The 15,663-nt window shown below is 67.3% G+C and carries 16 protein-coding genes; 4 read left to right on the top strand and 12 right to left on the bottom strand.

The features are described 5' to 3' along the window. Positions 1 to 184: 184 nt before the first annotated feature. Complete coding sequence (locus CFB46_RS18055; protein WP_089500719.1) at positions 185 to 862, bottom strand: TetR family transcriptional regulator; 678 nt, start codon at positions 860 to 862, stop codon at positions 185 to 187. A 49-nt stretch (positions 863 to 911) separates the two neighbouring features. Here CFB46_RS18055 and CFB46_RS18050 point away from each other — a divergent pair, with 49 nt between their 5' ends. Then, on the top strand, positions 912 to 1,577 hold the full coding sequence (locus CFB46_RS18050) for an O-methyltransferase (protein ID WP_089500718.1): 666 nt from the start codon (positions 912 to 914) through the stop codon (positions 1,575 to 1,577). A gap of 113 nt (positions 1,578 to 1,690) precedes the next feature. Here CFB46_RS18050 and CFB46_RS18045 read toward each other — a convergent pair whose 3' ends face one another. From CFB46_RS18045 to CFB46_RS18015, 7 genes are all read right to left on the bottom strand, one after another. Continuing rightward, a complete protein-coding gene (locus CFB46_RS18045) occupies positions 1,691 to 2,209 on the bottom strand; it encodes a DUF3455 domain-containing protein (protein ID WP_089500717.1) in 519 nt (172 codons plus the stop codon). Positions 2,210 to 2,377: 168 nt separating this feature from the next. Continuing rightward, entirely contained in the window at positions 2,378 to 3,382 is a 1,005-nt protein-coding gene (locus CFB46_RS18040) for an aldo/keto reductase (protein WP_089500716.1), read from the bottom strand. A gap of 19 nt (positions 3,383 to 3,401) precedes the next feature. Beyond that, positions 3,402 to 4,517 (bottom strand): alkene reductase, encoded by a 1,116-nt coding sequence (locus CFB46_RS18035; RefSeq protein ID WP_089500715.1) that lies wholly within the window; start codon positions 4,515 to 4,517, stop codon positions 3,402 to 3,404. Positions 4,518 to 4,586: 69 nt separating this feature from the next. After that, positions 4,587 to 5,393, bottom strand: a complete 807-nt coding sequence (gene dkgB / locus CFB46_RS18030; protein WP_089502238.1) for a 2,5-didehydrogluconate reductase DkgB — start codon at positions 5,391 to 5,393, stop codon at positions 4,587 to 4,589. Between the two features lie 149 nt (positions 5,394 to 5,542). After that, a complete protein-coding gene (locus tag CFB46_RS18025; protein ID WP_089500714.1) occupies positions 5,543 to 6,493 on the bottom strand; it encodes an LLM class oxidoreductase in 951 nt (316 codons plus the stop codon). 13 nt (positions 6,494 to 6,506) lie between these two features. Continuing rightward, the gene (locus CFB46_RS18020; protein WP_027781590.1) at positions 6,507 to 6,830 is read right to left on the bottom strand and encodes a MoaF-related domain-containing protein; all 324 of its coding nucleotides are present in this window, start codon (positions 6,828 to 6,830) and stop codon (positions 6,507 to 6,509) included. Between the two features lie 26 nt (positions 6,831 to 6,856). Then, positions 6,857 to 8,059, bottom strand: a complete 1,203-nt coding sequence (locus CFB46_RS18015) for an MFS transporter (RefSeq protein WP_027781589.1) — start codon at positions 8,057 to 8,059, stop codon at positions 6,857 to 6,859. A gap of 101 nt (positions 8,060 to 8,160) precedes the next feature. Here CFB46_RS18015 and CFB46_RS18010 point away from each other — a divergent pair, with 101 nt between their 5' ends. Further along, positions 8,161 to 9,102 carry a LysR family transcriptional regulator gene (locus CFB46_RS18010; protein ID WP_089500713.1) on the top strand — a complete coding sequence of 314 codons (942 nt, stop codon included), beginning with the start codon at positions 8,161 to 8,163 and terminating at the stop codon, positions 9,100 to 9,102. Positions 9,103 to 9,172: 70 nt separating this feature from the next. Here CFB46_RS18010 and zwf read toward each other — a convergent pair whose 3' ends face one another. After that, complete coding sequence (gene zwf, locus CFB46_RS18005; protein ID WP_089500712.1) at positions 9,173 to 10,648, bottom strand: glucose-6-phosphate dehydrogenase; 1,476 nt, start codon at positions 10,646 to 10,648, stop codon at positions 9,173 to 9,175. 198 nt (positions 10,649 to 10,846) lie between these two features. Between zwf and CFB46_RS18000 the strand changes: the two genes are divergently transcribed. Both CFB46_RS18000 and CFB46_RS17995 read left to right on the top strand, forming a co-directional pair. After that, positions 10,847 to 11,425, top strand: a complete 579-nt coding sequence (locus tag CFB46_RS18000) for a TetR/AcrR family transcriptional regulator (protein WP_089500711.1) — start codon at positions 10,847 to 10,849, stop codon at positions 11,423 to 11,425. Between the two features lie 190 nt (positions 11,426 to 11,615). Next, the gene (locus CFB46_RS17995; protein WP_089500710.1) at positions 11,616 to 12,491 is read left to right on the top strand and encodes an SDR family NAD(P)-dependent oxidoreductase; all 876 of its coding nucleotides are present in this window, start codon (positions 11,616 to 11,618) and stop codon (positions 12,489 to 12,491) included. 131 nt (positions 12,492 to 12,622) lie between these two features. Here CFB46_RS17995 and CFB46_RS17990 read toward each other — a convergent pair whose 3' ends face one another. The 3 genes from CFB46_RS17990 to acuI all read right to left on the bottom strand — a co-directional run bounded on the left by CFB46_RS17990 (position 12,623) and on the right by acuI (position 15,646). Further along, a complete protein-coding gene (locus CFB46_RS17990) occupies positions 12,623 to 13,201 on the bottom strand; it encodes a peroxidase-related enzyme (protein ID WP_089500709.1) in 579 nt (192 codons plus the stop codon). A 286-nt stretch (positions 13,202 to 13,487) separates the two neighbouring features. After that, positions 13,488 to 14,507 (bottom strand): IS110 family transposase, encoded by a 1,020-nt coding sequence (locus tag CFB46_RS17985; RefSeq protein WP_027781481.1) that lies wholly within the window; start codon positions 14,505 to 14,507, stop codon positions 13,488 to 13,490. A gap of 155 nt (positions 14,508 to 14,662) precedes the next feature. Then, complete coding sequence (acuI, locus tag CFB46_RS17980; RefSeq protein WP_089500708.1) at positions 14,663 to 15,646, bottom strand: acrylyl-CoA reductase (NADPH); 984 nt, start codon at positions 15,644 to 15,646, stop codon at positions 14,663 to 14,665. Positions 15,647 to 15,663 lie beyond the last annotated feature (17 nt).

Raw genomic sequence — 15,663 nt, 5'->3', positions numbered from 1 at the left:
GTTAAGGCGACTATTTGAAGGCAGGGTCGGCGGGCGGGGTGGAAGCGGGCGATGCATGGGATATTACGAACGGCTTTCGAGGCGACCAGGACGGCCGGTGCGAACGGCGGCGGGTGCGCCTCTGCCATCTGCATCCGGACGATACGGCTGGCGCGCGTGCGCGGTTTCCGTACGGGCGCGGGCCTCAATCGTGTGCGAGATGCGCGAGATACGCGCAGAACATGTCGGCCATCGCGGCCGAGTAGGCGTCGATTTCCGCCGGCGTGCGCGCTGTCTCGGAGAACGCCTTGCCGCCCGTCGTGAGCGTCGTCAAGATCAGCTCGCACGCGAGCGCATGCGTGGCGTCGGATACGTCGGGCAGCGCTTCGCGAATGAACGCGTTGAACACCCGGTTGCCCTCGGCCTTCACTTCGTGCGCCTCCGGGGCGTCCCGATAGAGCGGCGCGGCATCGTCGAGGGCGACGCGCATCGGCGCCTCGTCGCATTCCGAACGGATGAACGCGTGGACGGCGGTGCGCAGCCGTTCGGGCGGCGTCTTCCGCGTGTCCTGCAGCATCCCGCACAGCATGGCGTGCGTCTGCTGCCACTCGTCGTGCTGGAGCCGGAACAGCACGGAGGCCTTGTTCGGGAAGTACTGGTACAGCGAGCCCACGCTCACGCCGGCCCGCTCGGCGACGCGCGCCATCGTGAAGCGCTGCGCGCCTTCGCTCGCCAAAACCTGAATAGCCGCCTGGAGGACGTCCTCGACGAGACGGGTCGAGCGCGCCTGCCGAGGCTGCTTGCGCGTGGCAATCGGGGTGTTTCGGCGGTCGGTCATGAGCGGTTTGCCAATGCGAATAGTAAAACCTGAATAGTTCGTCATATTCTAGCCGGGTGCAACGACGCACTCAAACCCGATACCGGAGATTCGCATGACCACCCTGATGCTCGACCCGCTGGCTTCGCTGCTGGCGCGCCTGTTCGACGAGGCCGACGCGTCGTCGCCCGCGACGAGCCCCGACTTCGCCAACGTGTCGCGCGACGAGCAAGCGCGGCTGATGCGCAGCAAGACGGACTACGCCGATCTGTATGCGCGCCTGAAGGACTATCCGCTCGCCGTGTCGCGCGAGACGGGCACGCTGCTGTACATGCTCGCGCGCAGCAGCGGCGCCAACGCAATCGTCGAATTCGGCACGTCGTTCGGCATTTCGACGCTGCATCTCGCGGCCGCGCTGCGCGACAACGGAGGCGGGCGGCTGATCACGAGCGAGTTCGAGCCGTCGAAGGTCGTGCGCGCGCACGCGAACCTGGCGGCGGCCGGATTGGCCGATCTCGTGGAGATTCGCGAAGGCGATGCGCTGCGCACGCTGGCCGCCGGCCTTCCGGATTCGGTCGACCTGCTGCTGCTCGACGGGGCGAAGGCGCTGTACCCGGAGATTCTCGCGCTGGTCGAGCCGCGGCTCAGGGCGGGGGCGTTCGTCGTGGCCGACAACGCGGAATACAGCCCCGACTATCTTGCTTACGTGCGTGCGCCGGAAAACGGCTATCTGTCGGTGCCGTTCGGCGGCGACGTCGAATTGTCGATGCGGATACGCTGAGCACGTTGCAACCGTAACGATGGCGCGGACGATTTCATGCTTCCATTCATCAAACATAGGAAAACTGATTAAATGGATGCATGACGACGGGTGGCAGGACGGCGCCGAGCGTGTCACTTCAGGAACACGTATCGCGCGAAGTACGGAAAGCGGCCGACCGCATGCTCGGTCGCGCACGTCGCCGCCGGCGGCATGCCGCCCGCTGTATCGAGCCGCTGCACGAAGCGCACGCCGGCCAGCGTACCGGTCGCGGCCGGCGTCGCGGCGAGCAGCAGTTGCGCAATGCTGCCCGGCCGTGCGCCAGGCGCTTCCGCAAGCTTCTTGCCGGTGATACGGCTGCCGTCGAGTGCTTCCCACGACGGTCCCGCGCCGTGCCGGACGACGAGTGTGCCGCCGGCGTCGAACAGCATTGCCTCTGGGCGCTGGAATGTCCACGCGAGCCGGTGTTCGTTGTCGTACTCGCATGTGTAGATCTGCACGCCAGTCGCGGTCGTCGACAGCACGGGCGTCGCAGGCTCGGGCGGCGCGAGACCGGCCGCATCGTCGGCATGAGCCGTCAACGTGAAAGCCGCAAAGGAAAGGCCGGCCGCGAGAGCCGGCAGCATGTCGCGTTTCGGAGAGCGGCTTGGCATGGCGGGGCGTCCTTTCAGGTCGGGTGGGTCGGGCGGAGTCGATCCGGTAAACCCTAGACGCCGATTGCGCAGGCTGCAATTCGGAAATGGCAATCGCGGCGATAGTCGCCGCGATTGCGACCGAATGGTCATGCGCGCCGCTCGTCGCGGCGCTCGCCTGGAAGCGCGTCAGGCCGCGCCGGCCGGCGTCGGCGCGTGTTCCGCGATCAGGCCCTCGGCCTTCAGTACTTGCCACAGTTCGGACGGAATCGGCACCGCGGCCAGCCGCAGGTTCTCGTCGATGCGATCGGGCCGGCTCGCGCCGGGGATCACGGCCGCGACGGCCGGATGCGCGAGCGAGAACTGCAGCGCCACCGCGCGGACGTCCACGCCGAAGCGTTCGCCGATCTGCCGGATGCGCGCGACGCGATCGAGCATTTCCTGCGTCGCCGGCTGATACTCGAAGTGGGTGCCGCCGGCGAGCACGCCGGAATTGTACGGACCGCCGACGATGATGCCGAGCCCGCGCGCGACGCTTTCCGGCATCAGCCGTTGGAGCGCGCCCGCATGATCGAGCAGCGTGTAGCGGCCTGCGAGCAGGAAGCCGTCGGGATCCGAGCGCTCGAGTGCGAGCTCGCACGCCTCGACGCGGTTCACGCCGAGGCCCCAGCCCTTGATGACCTTCTCGTCGCGCAGCCGCGTGAGCGCCCTGGCCGCGCCCGACATCGCGACGTCGAACACGTCGAGCCAGCGCTCGCCGTGGAAGTCGATGGCCGGATCGTGGATCCACACGGTGTCGAGCCGGTCGGTGCGCAGCCGCTCGAGGCTCGCTTCGATCGAGCGCAGCGTGCCGTCCTCGGTGTAGTCGTAGACGATCTTGTTCGGCAGACCATGGCGGAACAGGCCGCCCTTTTCGCCGAGATCGCGTTGCGACGCGTCCTCGTGTTCGTCGAGGACCAGCCGGCCGACCTTCGTGCCGAGCGCATAGTCGTCGCGCGGACGGCCCGCGAGCGCTTCGCCGAGGCGCAGCTCGGCGAGGCCCGCGCCATACAGCGGCGCGGCGTCGAAGTAGCGGATACCGCTTTCCCAGGCCGCGTCGACCGTGGCCAGTGCTTCTTCGTGGGGGATGTCGCGATACATGTTGCCCAGCGGCGCCGTGCCGAAACCCAGGCGGGAAGGAAGCGTGATTCTCATGTCGGATTCCTGGGGATCGTTATGCCGCGGCTTGCGCGAGCATCGGGTAGTCGGTCAGGCCATGGGCGCCGCCGCCGAACAGCGTGTCGCGATCGTGCGTCGCGAGCGCGGCGCCGATGCGCAGGCGCTCGGGCAGGTCGGGGTTCGCGACGAACGGGCGGCCGAATGCGACGAGGTCGGCCCAGCCGGCGGCGATCGCTTCGCGTGCGCGCTCGGCGGTGTATGCACCGGCATAGATCAGCACGCCCGGGTACGCGGCGCGCAATTGCTGCTTGAAGGCGACCGGCATCAGCGGCGCGTCGTCCCAGTCGGCTTCCGCGATGTGCAGGTAGCCGACGCCGAGTTCGCCGAGCAGCGTCGCGGCGGCGAGGTAGGTCGTTTCCGGATCGTCGTCGACGCAGCCGTTCAGCGTGGTCAGCGGCGCGAGGCGGATGCCGACGCGCGATGCGTCGCCGGTGCCGTCGATCAGCGCCTGCGTGACTTCGCGCAGGAAGCGCAGCCGGTTTTCCAGCGAGCCGCCGTACGCGTCGGTGCGCGTGTTCGCGTTCGAGTCGATGAACTGGTTCACGAGATAGCCGTTCGCGCCGTGCAGCTCGACGCCGTCGAAGCCGGCTTCGATCGCGTGTCGCGCGGCGGCGCGGTACTGATCGACGATCTCGCGGATCTCGTCGATCGACAGCGCGCGCGGCTCGGATGCCTGCACGAAGCCCGGCGTGCTGCCGTCTTCGCCGGCGATGAACACGTTCACGCCCTTCGCCTGGAGCGGCGACGACGACACCGGTTGCGCGCCGCCGAGCAGGCTCGTGTGGCTCAGCCGGCCGACGTGCCACAGCTGCGCGAAGATGCGGCCGTGCGCGGCATGCACGGCGTCCGTCACCTTGCGCCAGCCGGCGACTTGCGACGGCGTGTGAATGCCGGGCGTCCAGGCGTAGCCCTTGCCGAGCGGCGCGATGTAGGTGCCTTCGCTGACGATCAGGCCCGCACTCGCGCGCTGCGCGTAGTACGCGGCCATCAGATCGTTGGCTTCGTCGCCGGGCTGGGTCGCGCGCGAGCGCGTCATCGGCGGCATCACGATGCGGTTCGGCAGCGTCAGCGCGCCGAGTCGCAGCGGTTGGAAAAGCGGGTCCTGGGTCATGGTGGTGTCCTGTCGGTGCCGCGGCCGGCGGGCCGCGAGCGGGTCATATCGAATGAGGGCGCGGCGCGCTCAGTCCCACTTCGGCGCGAGGCCGGCCGGGTCGACTTCGCGGCCATTGCGTTCGAGCGCGGCGATCTGCGCCATGTCTTCGTCGGTCAGGCGCAGCGTCTGCGCGAGCAGGTTGCTCGCGAGGTTCTCGCGCTTGGTCGACGACGGAATCACCGAGTAGCCGAGTTGCAGCGCCCATGCGAGTGCGACTTGCGCCGGCGTCGCGTCGCGACGCCGCGCGATCGCGCCGATCACCGGGTCGCCGAGCACCTTGCCGTACGCGAGCGTCATGTACGACGTCACGTGGATGCCTTCGGCGTTCAGGAACTCGACCAGCTTGCGGTTCTGCAGGTACGGGCTCAGCTCGATCTGGTTCGTCGCGATCGCGTCCTTGCCGACGGCCGCGATCGCTTCCTTCGTCAGTTCGATGTTGAAGTTCGAGATGCCGATCTGGCGCGTAAGTCCCTTCGCCTTCGCGTCCGCCAGCGCGGTCATGAACGCGTCGATCGACACGCCGTTGTCCGGCGCCGGCCAGTGGATCAGCGTCAGGTCGACATGGTCGGTGCGCAGCTTGCGCAGGCTTTCCGCGAGGCTGGCCGCCAGCTTGTCCGGTGCGTAGTTGTCGACCCAGATCTTCGTCGTGAGGAACAGCTCTTCGCGGCGTACGCCCGATGCGGCGATCGCTTCGCCGACTTCGGCTTCGTTGCCGTAGATCTGAGCGGTGTCGATCGCGCGGTAGCCGACTTCGAGGCCGTTGCGGACCGAGTCGATGACGACCTGGCCTTGCAGGCGGAACGTACCGAGGCCGAATGCGGGAATCTTGCTCATCATGTGCTCCTGGGAGAGGGGAACGGTTGCGGTATGCGAGTCATTCTGGCGCGTGATACTGATGAAATAAACGCCTTTAGATGCCAAAGATATTTGATTTTAAGTCAAATATTGAGCGTATCGCGGGCGCGTGCGGGCCGTGGCCGGCCTTATGCGGCGCGCGCCTGCGGATTCTTGTTCGGCGGGAACGCGGGCAGCACGTCCGCCGCGATCTCGGCCATCGTCTCGTCGAGCGGCCGCCGGTTGCGGCGGAAATGCAGGCCGATGTGCCGCACGCCCGCGTCGCGCATCGCCGCGAGTTCCTCCGTCAGCGCGACGCGTCCCGCCCGGGCGCCGAAGCGGTGCCGCTGCAGCGGTTCGTGCGGATCTTCCGCGAGGTCGAGGTGGATGAAGCTCACGTACGGCTTGTCGCCGGCCACCGCACGCCAGTTCGCGGCGCGCTGCAGGTGATCGGCCGGCGTGCCCGGATACGCGAGGCAGCCGTCCATGTGTTCGCCGATCCACGCGGGCGTCTGCTGCGCGAGGCCCGCGACGAGCAGCGGCACCGGCGAACGGGCGGCGGGCAGCACTTCCAGGCCGGGCGGCAGATGTCCGCGCGCGCCGTCGCGCAGCAGCGCGATCTGGTCGCGGAAGTTCGCGCCGCGCGTGGCGAAGTCGCGGCCGAACAGCGGATATTCGACCGGCCGGTCGCCGCTCGCGACGCCGAGCAGCAGGCGCCCGCCGCTCAATTCCTGGATCGTCGCGGCCGATTTCAGCGTGAGCAGCGGTTCGCGCAGCGGCAGCACGACGGCCGCGGTGCCGAGCAGGATGTCGCGCGTGACACCGGCGAGGTAGCCGAGATACGAGAACGTTTCGAACACCTGCGCGGCGTCGCCGAACGACGGGTCGTACAGCGGCACGTCGCGCACCCAGAGCGCGCGGAAACCGAGCGTGTCGGCCAGTTGCGCGAGTTCCGCGTGAATTTCCAGATCGGGCACGCCGGGGTGGCGGCCGTCATGCCGGCGTTTCGCGTTGCCGGACGCGGTCCAGTCGTTGTCGAGCGGCAGTTCGATGCCGATGCTGAAGCCGCCGTCGGCGAGCATGTCGAGTGAAGTGGACATGGTCGGGCTCCGTTCAGACCGCGCGCAGGCTGCCGTCGAGCCGGTAGAAATCGAGCGACGACGCAGTGAAGAACGAGCGCGACGTCCCGGCGGCGAAATCGTCGATATGCACGACGGTGGCGCGATCGGCTTCCTGCCACGAGATCGCGTACGTCTCGCCGGCGACGGGCTGCCACGTGTATTCGACTTCGCCCTTCGCGCCCGCGTACGGGCCTTCGGTGATTTCGTAGCGCATGTGGCGGCCGTCTTCGTCGTACGCGTTGAGCGCGGTGAGGCCGTCGTAACGGACTTCGAAAGTCTTGCCGGCGAACGGCGGACGTGGGGTCGATGCGTTCATGCTGGTGGCTCCTGCAAAGGTGACGTTCAATGGGCGAGTTCGACGGGTTCGGCCGTGCGTTCGGGCAGCCCGTGGCGGCGGTCGAGACGGCCGCTCAACGCGGTGAGCGCAAATGCGCCGAGCGTGACGGCGGCGGCGATCCACGGCGTGTGGCCGAGGCCGACGTTCGCGACGATCAGGCCGCCGAGCGACGACCCGCCGGCCACGCCGAGGTTGAAGGCGGCGATGTTGAAGCCCGATGCGACGTCGGTGGCGTCCGGCGCGAAGTGGCGCGCCTGCTTGACGACGTACACCTGCAGCCCCGGCACGTTGCCGAACGCCACGGCGCCCCACGCGAGCATCGTCAGCACCGCGAGCCATTTCACGTGGATCGTGAAGGTCAGCGCGAGCAGCACGATCGCGAGCAGCAGGAAGATCCGCTTGAGCGCCTTCACGGGGCCGACGGCGTCCGCGAGCTTGCCGCCCCACACGTTGCCGACCGCGACCGATACGCCGTAGCCGACGAGCACGAGGCTGACCTGCGACGGCGTGAAGCCGGCGATCTGTTCGAGCAGCGGCGCCATGTACGTGAATGCGATCAGCGAACCGCCGTAACCGACTGCGGTCATCGCATAGACGAGCAGCAAGCGCGGCTGGGCCAGCACGCGCAGCTGGCGAGCGAGCGGCGCCGGCGGCGTTTGCGGCAGCCCGCGCGGCACGAATGCGACCGCGCCGAGGAACGCGACGAGGCCGAACAGCGCGACGATCAGGAACGTCGCGCGCCAGCCGAAGTGCTGGCCGATGAACGTGCCGAGCGGAATGCCGGCGACGAACGCGACGGTCATGCCGCTGAACATCGTCGCGATCGCGCTCGCGGCCTTGTCCTTCGGCACGAGCGTGGTCGCGATGATCGAGCCGACCGAGAAGAACACGCCGTGCGCGAGGCCGGTGAGGACGCGCGCGACGATCAGCGATTCGTAGCCCGGCGCCTGCCACGCGACGAGGTTGCCGACGGTGAAGAGCGCCATCAGCCCGGCGAGCAGCGCCTTGCGCGGCACGCGGCCGGTGAGCGCGGTGAGGAGCGGCGCGCCGATGGCGACGCTCAGTGCATACAGGCTGACGAGCAGGCCGGCTGACGGCAGGCTGACGCCGAGGTCGGCGCCGATCGTCGGAATCAGCCCGACGATCACGAATTCGGTGGTGCCGATGGCAAAGGCGCTGATGGTCAGCGCAAGCAACGCGAGTGGCATGACGGGATCCGGGTTTCAGTAGGAACGGATCGCAGTGTGCCGGCTTTACTTTTGCTGAAAAACTGGTCTATAAACCAAATTGTTTTGATTTCAAATCAACAATGAAGATCACCCTCGACGAACTCCAGGCCTTTGCCGCCGTGGTGGACACCGGTTCGATCACGGCCGCCGCCCAGCAACTCGACCTCACCGTGTCGGCGACGAGCCGCACGCTCGCGCGGCTCGAGGAGAAGCTGAAGACCACGCTGCTGCGCCGGACCACGCGCCGGCTCGAGTTGACCGAGGAAGGGCGCGCATTCCTGCAGAACGCGCGCGCGATCATCGAATCGGTCGAGAACGCGGAAGAGCAGATGCTCGCGCGGCGCGAGATGCCGTCCGGGCGCCTGCGCGTCGACGCCGCGACGCCGTTCATGCTGCACGTGATCGTGCCGCTCGTGCGCGGCTACCGCGAACGCTTTCCGAAGGTCGACCTGGAGTTGAACAGCAACGAGGGCATCATCGACCTGCTGGAGCGGCGCACCGACGTCGCGATCCGGATCGGCCGGCTGAAGGATTCGACGCTGCACAGCCGGCGCATCGGCAGCAGCCGGGTGCGCATCCTTGCGAGCCCTGCCTACATCGAAGCGCACGGCCAGCCGCGCAAGGTCGAGGATCTCGCGAAGCACACGCTGCTCGGCTTCACGCAGCCCGAATCGCTGAACGTATGGCCGATCCTCGGCACGGACGGCGAGCCCTACCGCATCGAGCCCGGCGTCTGGTCGTCGAGCGGCGAGACGCTGCGGCAGCTCGCGCTGGAGGGCACGGGTGTCGTGTGCCTGTCGGATTTCGTGACCGCGCAGGATCGCGAGGCCGGGCGGCTCGTGCAGGTGCTCGCGCGGCAGACGCTCGAGGTCGAGCAGCCGATCAACGCGGTGTATTACCGGAACACCGCGATCTCGTCGCGGATCGCATCGTTCGTCGATTACATGATCGAGGTGCTCGGCGCCGGAAGCGCCGGCGATGCGCCGGCGCGGCGCAAGCCGACGTGGCTGCTGTCGCAGTAGCGGCGTAGCGCAGGCGGCGCTGCGCTTCGGGAACGGGCGTGCCGCGCGGCGGCACGCCGTCGGGTTGCGATTACGCCTCTTCGGCCCACGACATCCCGTCGCGCGCGAGCAGCGCCGACGAAGCCGCCGGCCCGAACGTACCGGCCGTGTACAGCCGCGGCCGGTCGCCGAGCTGCTTCCAGCCGTCGAGGATCGGCTCGACCCACGACCATGCGGCTTCGAGCTCGTCGCGGCGCATGAAGTGCGTGAGGCGGCCGCGGATCACGTCGATCAGCAGCCGTTCGTACGCTTCCGCGCGCCGCTCCGGAATCGCCTGCTGCAGGTCGAGGTTCAGGCTCACGGGCACCATGTTCATCCCGCTGCCCGGCTCCTTCGCGAGCATCTGCAGCTGGATCGACTCTTCCGGCTGAAGCTGGATCACGAGGCGGTTGCTGTAATGGCGCGGGCCAGTCGGGATGATCGAGAACGGCATGTCCGCGAACTCGATCATGATTTCCGACTGGCGGCGCTGCAGCCGCTTGCCGGTGCGCAGGAAGAACGGCACGTTCGCCCAGCGCCAGTTGTTGATGTGCGCGCGCAGCGCGACGAAGGTTTCCGCGCGGCTGTCCGCCGGCACGTTGTCTTCCTCGAGATAGCCCTTGACCGGCTGGCCGTCGACCGCGCCGGCCGTGTACTGGCCGCGCACCGTGTCGCGCGCGACGTCCGACAGCGCCATCGGCCGCAGCGAACGCAGCACCTTCAGCTTCTCGTCGCGCACCGCGTCCGGGTCGAGCGACACGGGCGGCTCCATCGCGACGATGCACAGCAGTTGCAGCAGGTGGTTCTGCACCATGTCGCGCAGCGCGCCGGTATGGTCGTAGAAGCCCGCGCGGCTGCCGACGCCGACCGTTTCCGCGACCGTGATCTGCACGCTGCGGATGCTCGGCGCCTGCCACAGCGGCCCGAAGATCGGGTTGCCGAAGCGCAGCACCATCAGGTTCTGCACGGTTTCCTTGCCGAGATAGTGGTCGATCCGGTAGATCTGCGATTCCTCGAAGTGCTTGCCGACCGCATCGTTGATCGCCTTCGCGGACGCGAGATCGTGGCCCAGCGGCTTTTCGAGGACGACGCGCGAGTGCGCGTCGACGAGGTGCGCGGCCGACAGGTTGTCGCAGATCGTCGTGAACAGCTCCGGCGACGTCGACAGGTAGAACACGCGGATCGCGTCGCCGCGCGCCGCTTCGGCGAGCCGCAGGTAGTCGTCCGGCGCGTTCACGTCGATCAGCACGTACTTGAACAGGTCGAGGAAGCGGCTCCACGCGCCGGCGTCGAACGCCTTCTCGTCGATGAACGGGCGCGACTGCTCGTCCATGAACTTGCGATAGCCGTCGATGCCCCAGTCGCGGCGGCCGACGGCGATGATGCGCGTCTCGGGCGGAAGATTGCAGTGCAGGTGCGCCATGTACAGCGCGGGCAACAGCTTGCGGGCGGCCAGGTCGCCGCCGCCGCCGAAGATGATCATGTCGACAGGCCGGTCGGCCGCGGTCTGGGAAGGCTGATTCGTCATGGGAGGTTCGCGGTTTGAAACGATGAACGTGAAACGAACGTCGAGGCATCGGGCACCGGATGGCCGGCGCCGGTACGGCAAAACGCAATAGTGCACCGTTTTGATGGATTGCGTATGCGTTCCCCAGGATGTAACAGGACTTGCGTTTCTCCTTTTCGCTCGATTATGATTGAGCGCTCACTCATTAAAGGAATCAACGTGGCCCGACCGCGCAGTCCCGACAAGCACGAAGCCATCCTCGCCGCGGCCGCGCGTGCGCTCGCCGAGGACGGCCCGAGCGCGACGACCGCGCGCATCGCGAGGCTCGCCGGCGTGGCGGAAGGGACGGTGTTCACGTACTTCGAGACCAAGGATGCGTTGCTGAACGCGCTGTACCTGAGCCTGAAGGCCGACATGCGCGACGCGATGATGACCGGGTTTCCGGAACATGCGCCGGCCGAGCAGGCCCTGCGGCATGCGTGGAACGGCTATGTGTCGTGGGGCGTCGCGAATCCGGACGGCCGGCGCGCGTTGCGGCAGTTGGGCGTGAGCGGGCGCATCGACGACGCGCATCGCGCGGCCGGCTCGGAAGGCTTCGGCGGGATCGGCGCGTTGCTGCGCGAGCAGGTCGCCGCCTCGGGCGCGCTGAACCGCGACGAAGCGCATGCGTTCTGCTCGGCGTTGTTTACGTCGATCGCGGAAACCGCGATGGAGTCGATCGCACGCGATCCGGCGCGGGCCGATGCTTACCGGGAAGCAGGGTTTCGCGCGCTGTGGGCGGTGTTGCACGCGGTGTGAGCGTGACGCGAACGAGGTGACGGAAGGGTTTGGCCGTCGTGGCGGCATAAGGCGGTGCGCGTGCCGCACGACGGAAGGCAGGACGGTTTCAGGCAGGGCGATACAGGTCGGCAAGGATCGATACGTCGCCCATATTAATGAGTGAGTAATCATTCATTTTCATCGTTTCATCGTGATCAAGGAGCGGAAAATGTCGAAAGTCTGGTTGGTAACGGGGGCCGCACGCGGCCTGGGGCGGGCGATTTCGGAAGCGGTGCTGGCGGCGGGCGACCGGCTGGTGGCCGGCGCGCGCGATCCGGCGCGGCTGGCCGATCTGGCCGAGCGTCATGGCGACCGCGTGCTGCCGGTCGAGCTCGACGTCACCGACGAAGCGGCGGCAGCGCAAGCCGTCGCGGCGGCACGCGCCGCGTTCGGCCGCATCGACGTGCTGGTGAACAACGCGGGCTACGGCCATACGGCGCCGTTCGAGCAGACGGGCGCCGACGTCTTCCGCGATCAGATCGAAACGAACCTGTTCGGCGTGATCAACCTGACGCGCGCGGTGCTGCCGACGATGCGCATGCAGCGCGCCGGGCACATCTTCCAGGTGTCGTCGGTCGGCGGGCGCTCGGCGACGCCCGGATTGTCGGCGTACCAGGCCGCGAAGTGGGCGGTCGGCGGATTCAGCGACGTGCTCGCGAAGGAGGTCGCGCCGTTCGGCGTGCGCGTGTGCACGCTCGAACCGGGCGGGATGCGTACCGAATGGGCCGCGCAGGCGAAGCGCGGCATCGACGATCTGCTGCCCGACTATCGGCCGTCGGTCGGGAAGATTCTCGACCTGCTCGGCGCGTACGGTGGCCACGAGGTCGGCGATCCCGCCCGGATCGCGGCGCTGATCGTCGAGCTGTCGCGCCGCGACGACGTGCCGCTGCGTTTGCTGCTCGGCGGCGATGCGCTGTTCGTCTGCGAGCAGGCGGAGCGGCAGCGCGCGGAAGAGGCGGCGCGGTGGCGCGATGCGACGCTGTCCACGCAGTTTCCGGATGCGACGCTGCCGGAAGGGCTGCACGCGTTGAAGCAGGTCGAGTAGGCGCGAGGGCCGCGGCGCGCGGCGGCGGTGTGCCGCGTTGATGTTGCGCCGGGGCGCGCGGCGGCCGACCGAAGAGGGGCGCTGTCCGCCGGGATCGCCGAGCCGTCGCCGCTGCCGTTGCCGTCGCGCGCTCAGCGTCCCAGCGCGTAAAACTCCGCGTTGGGGCGCATGTTCGTCACGTTCGCGATGCGATTCGACATCCCGAAGAACGCCGAAATCGCCGCGATGTCCCACACGTCCTCCTCGGTGAAGCCGTGCGTTTTCAGCGTGTCGAAATCCGCTTCGCCCACTTGATGCGCGGCCTGCGACACCTTCATCGCGAAGTCCAGCATCGCCTTCTGTCGCGCGGTGATGTCGGCCTTGCGGTAGTTGGTCGCGACCTGGTCGGCGATCAGCGGGTCCTTCGCGCGAATGCGCAGGATCGCACCGTGTGCGATCACGCAGTACTGACACTGGTTCACGGCGCTGGTGGCCACGACGATCATTTCCCGTTCGGCCTTGGTGAGGTTGCCCGGCTTGTCCATCAGCGCGTCGTGGTACGCCATGAATGCGCGAAACTCGTCCGGGCGATGCGCGAGTGTGAGGAACACGTTCGGGATGAAGCCCGACTTTTCCTGGACGGCCGCGATGCGTTCGCGAATGTCGTCGGGCAGGTCTTCGAGCGCCGGCACGGGGAAGCGGCTGACGGGTGCATTGTCTGAAGTGATCATGAGGTCTATATGAACGCGTCCCGTTTGCAACAGTTTTCTCGTGTTTCGACGGACAGGATGGGCTGCAGCTCTATATCCGGCCTTGATGCAGCTGGTGCAGCCGCTGCGGGCCCCTATGAAATTCGCTGACTCGCGCCTCATTCTCCTGGCGAGCTCGAAGCCCGTCACCTCATACAGGTTTAGCGAGTCCCGGTCCTACCTGGCTTGTCATCACACTCGATTCCTGCGCAACCTTTCGACGTTCACCCTGTGTTAAACGTTGATTTTCTACCTCGCGTGGCCGATTTCAGGCTGGCTTCACGCTCACGTAGTCCTTCCGGTACGGCCGCTCATGGGCCAGTACCGCCCAGATCGTCCGTGCCATCTTGTTGGCCAGTGCCACGATCACTACATTTGCTGGCCGCCGCTTCTTCATCTGCTCGACCCATGGGCCCGGCTCTTTCGCATGGTTCAACACGCTTCGCGCGCCGTGAATCAACAGCGTGCGCAGATAGGTGTCGCCCCTCTTGCTGATGCCGTGCAAGTTCACCTTGCCGCCCGAGCCCGTCTGCTTCGGTACCAAACCTGCCCACGCGGCGAATTCGCGTCCTGAGCGAAACGCCTTCGCGTCGCCCATCATCGCCACTGCCGCCGTCGACGTCAGCAAGCCCACGCCGGGTATCTCGCTGATCGCCGCAACGGCCTTGTCTTCCTTCTTCCATTCGCGCATCCGACGTTCGATCTCGGCAATCTGCTCGTCGAGCCTCGCCAACCCGTTCCACTGTTCACGCAACGTATCGATCAGCGCTGCCGGCAGGCGCTGCTCGAGCCGGTCAAGCGCGATGGGTATTTCCTGGTCCAGCTTCGCTCGGCCACGGCTCATCACCTCGCCGTACTCCGTCATCAGCCCGCGCAATCCGTTGCTCTGCATCGTGCGGAACTTCACCAACTGCTCGCGCATCCGGTGCAGTGCCAGCATCGCCTGCTGCATTTCCGTTTTCACCGCCACTGGCCTGCCCGGTTGCTGCACCGCCAGCCAGATCGCCCGCGCATCCGCCGCATCGTTCTTATTGCGGATGTTGAATGCCTTCACGAACTCCGCTGGCATCAGTCTGACCTCGTGACCCATCTGCCGCAGTTGTCGAGCCCAGTGGTGCGCACCGCCGCACGCTTCCATCCCGATCAGGCATCGCACACGGTTCGCGAAGTACTCGAGAAACTTCGCCCGTTTGATCGGTTTGTTCACGATTTCTCCAGTTGCCTGATCGACGTAATGCACCTGGAAAACCTGCTTGGCGATATCTACGCCCACGGTCATACTATTCATCGTGGATCCTCCGGTTGCCGGGAAATGCATGCATTTTCCACCTGGGCACTTTGATGCCGTCGGCCCGTGAGGATCCACCCCTTCTTTCTGCTCTCACGGCTTCGGGTGGGACGCGTTCATTTCAATTCTCCTGGATAAAGTGGCACGAAGGGCGGTCAGGCATTGACGTCGACGACGATGCGGCCGCGCACCTTGCCGTCGATCAGTTCCGCGGCCAGCGGGATGGCGTCGGCGAGGCCGACCTGATGACCGATGGCGCCCAGCTTCTCGACGTCGAGATCGGACGCGAGCCGGCGCCAGGCTTCCAGCCGTTCGGCGCGCGGGCACATCACGCTGTCGATCCCGACGAGCGTGACGCCGCGCAGAATGAATGGCGCGACCGTCGCGGGTAAATCCATACCCGCAGCGAGGCCGCAGGCCGTCACCACGCCGCGGTATCGCGTGGTCGCGCACACGTTGGCGAGGACGTGGCTGCCGGCCACGTCGACCGCGCCGGCCCATCGTTCCTTGCCGAGCGGCTTGCCGGGTGTGCTGAATGACGCGCGATCCAGAATGTCGGCCGCGCCGAGTTGCCGCAGGTAGTCGGCATCGGCCGGGCGGCCCGTCACGGCGACGACCCGGTATCCGAGCCGCGCGAGGATCGCGGTGGCGACGCTGCCGACACCGCCTGCCGCGCCGGTCACGACGATCTCGCCGTCGTCCGGGCGCACGCCGTGCCGTTCCAGCGCCATCACGCACAGCATCGCGGTGTAGCCGGCCGTGCCGATCGCCATCGCCTGTTGCGGCGAAAACGCGGCGGGTAGCGGCACCAGCCAGTCGCCGTCGACCCGCGCCTTCTGCGCGAGGCCGCCCCAATGCGTTTCGCCGACGCCCCAGCCGTTCAGCACGACCTGGTCGCCGGGACGGTAATCCGCGTGCGTGCTCGCTTCGACTTCGCCGACCAGGTCGATGCCCGGCACCATCGGGAACTTGCGGATCACCGGGCTCTTGCCGGTGATCGCGAGCCCGTCCTTGTAGTTCAGCGTCGAATAGCCCACGCGGATCGTCACGTTGCCGGCGGGCAACTGCGCGTCGTCCAGCGTGTGCAGCCGCGCGTGCTGGCCGGTTTCGTCCTTGTCGATCACGATGCCCTGGAACATCCGTCCTCCTTTCTAGA

Origin of the sequence: Burkholderia sp. HI2761 (assembly GCF_002223355.1) — a bacterium.
In the GTDB taxonomy this organism is placed as follows: Bacteria; Pseudomonadota; Gammaproteobacteria; order Burkholderiales; family Burkholderiaceae; genus Burkholderia.
The sequence above is the reverse complement of the archived record's forward strand: the minus strand, read 5'-3'. Positions and strand labels throughout refer to the sequence as shown.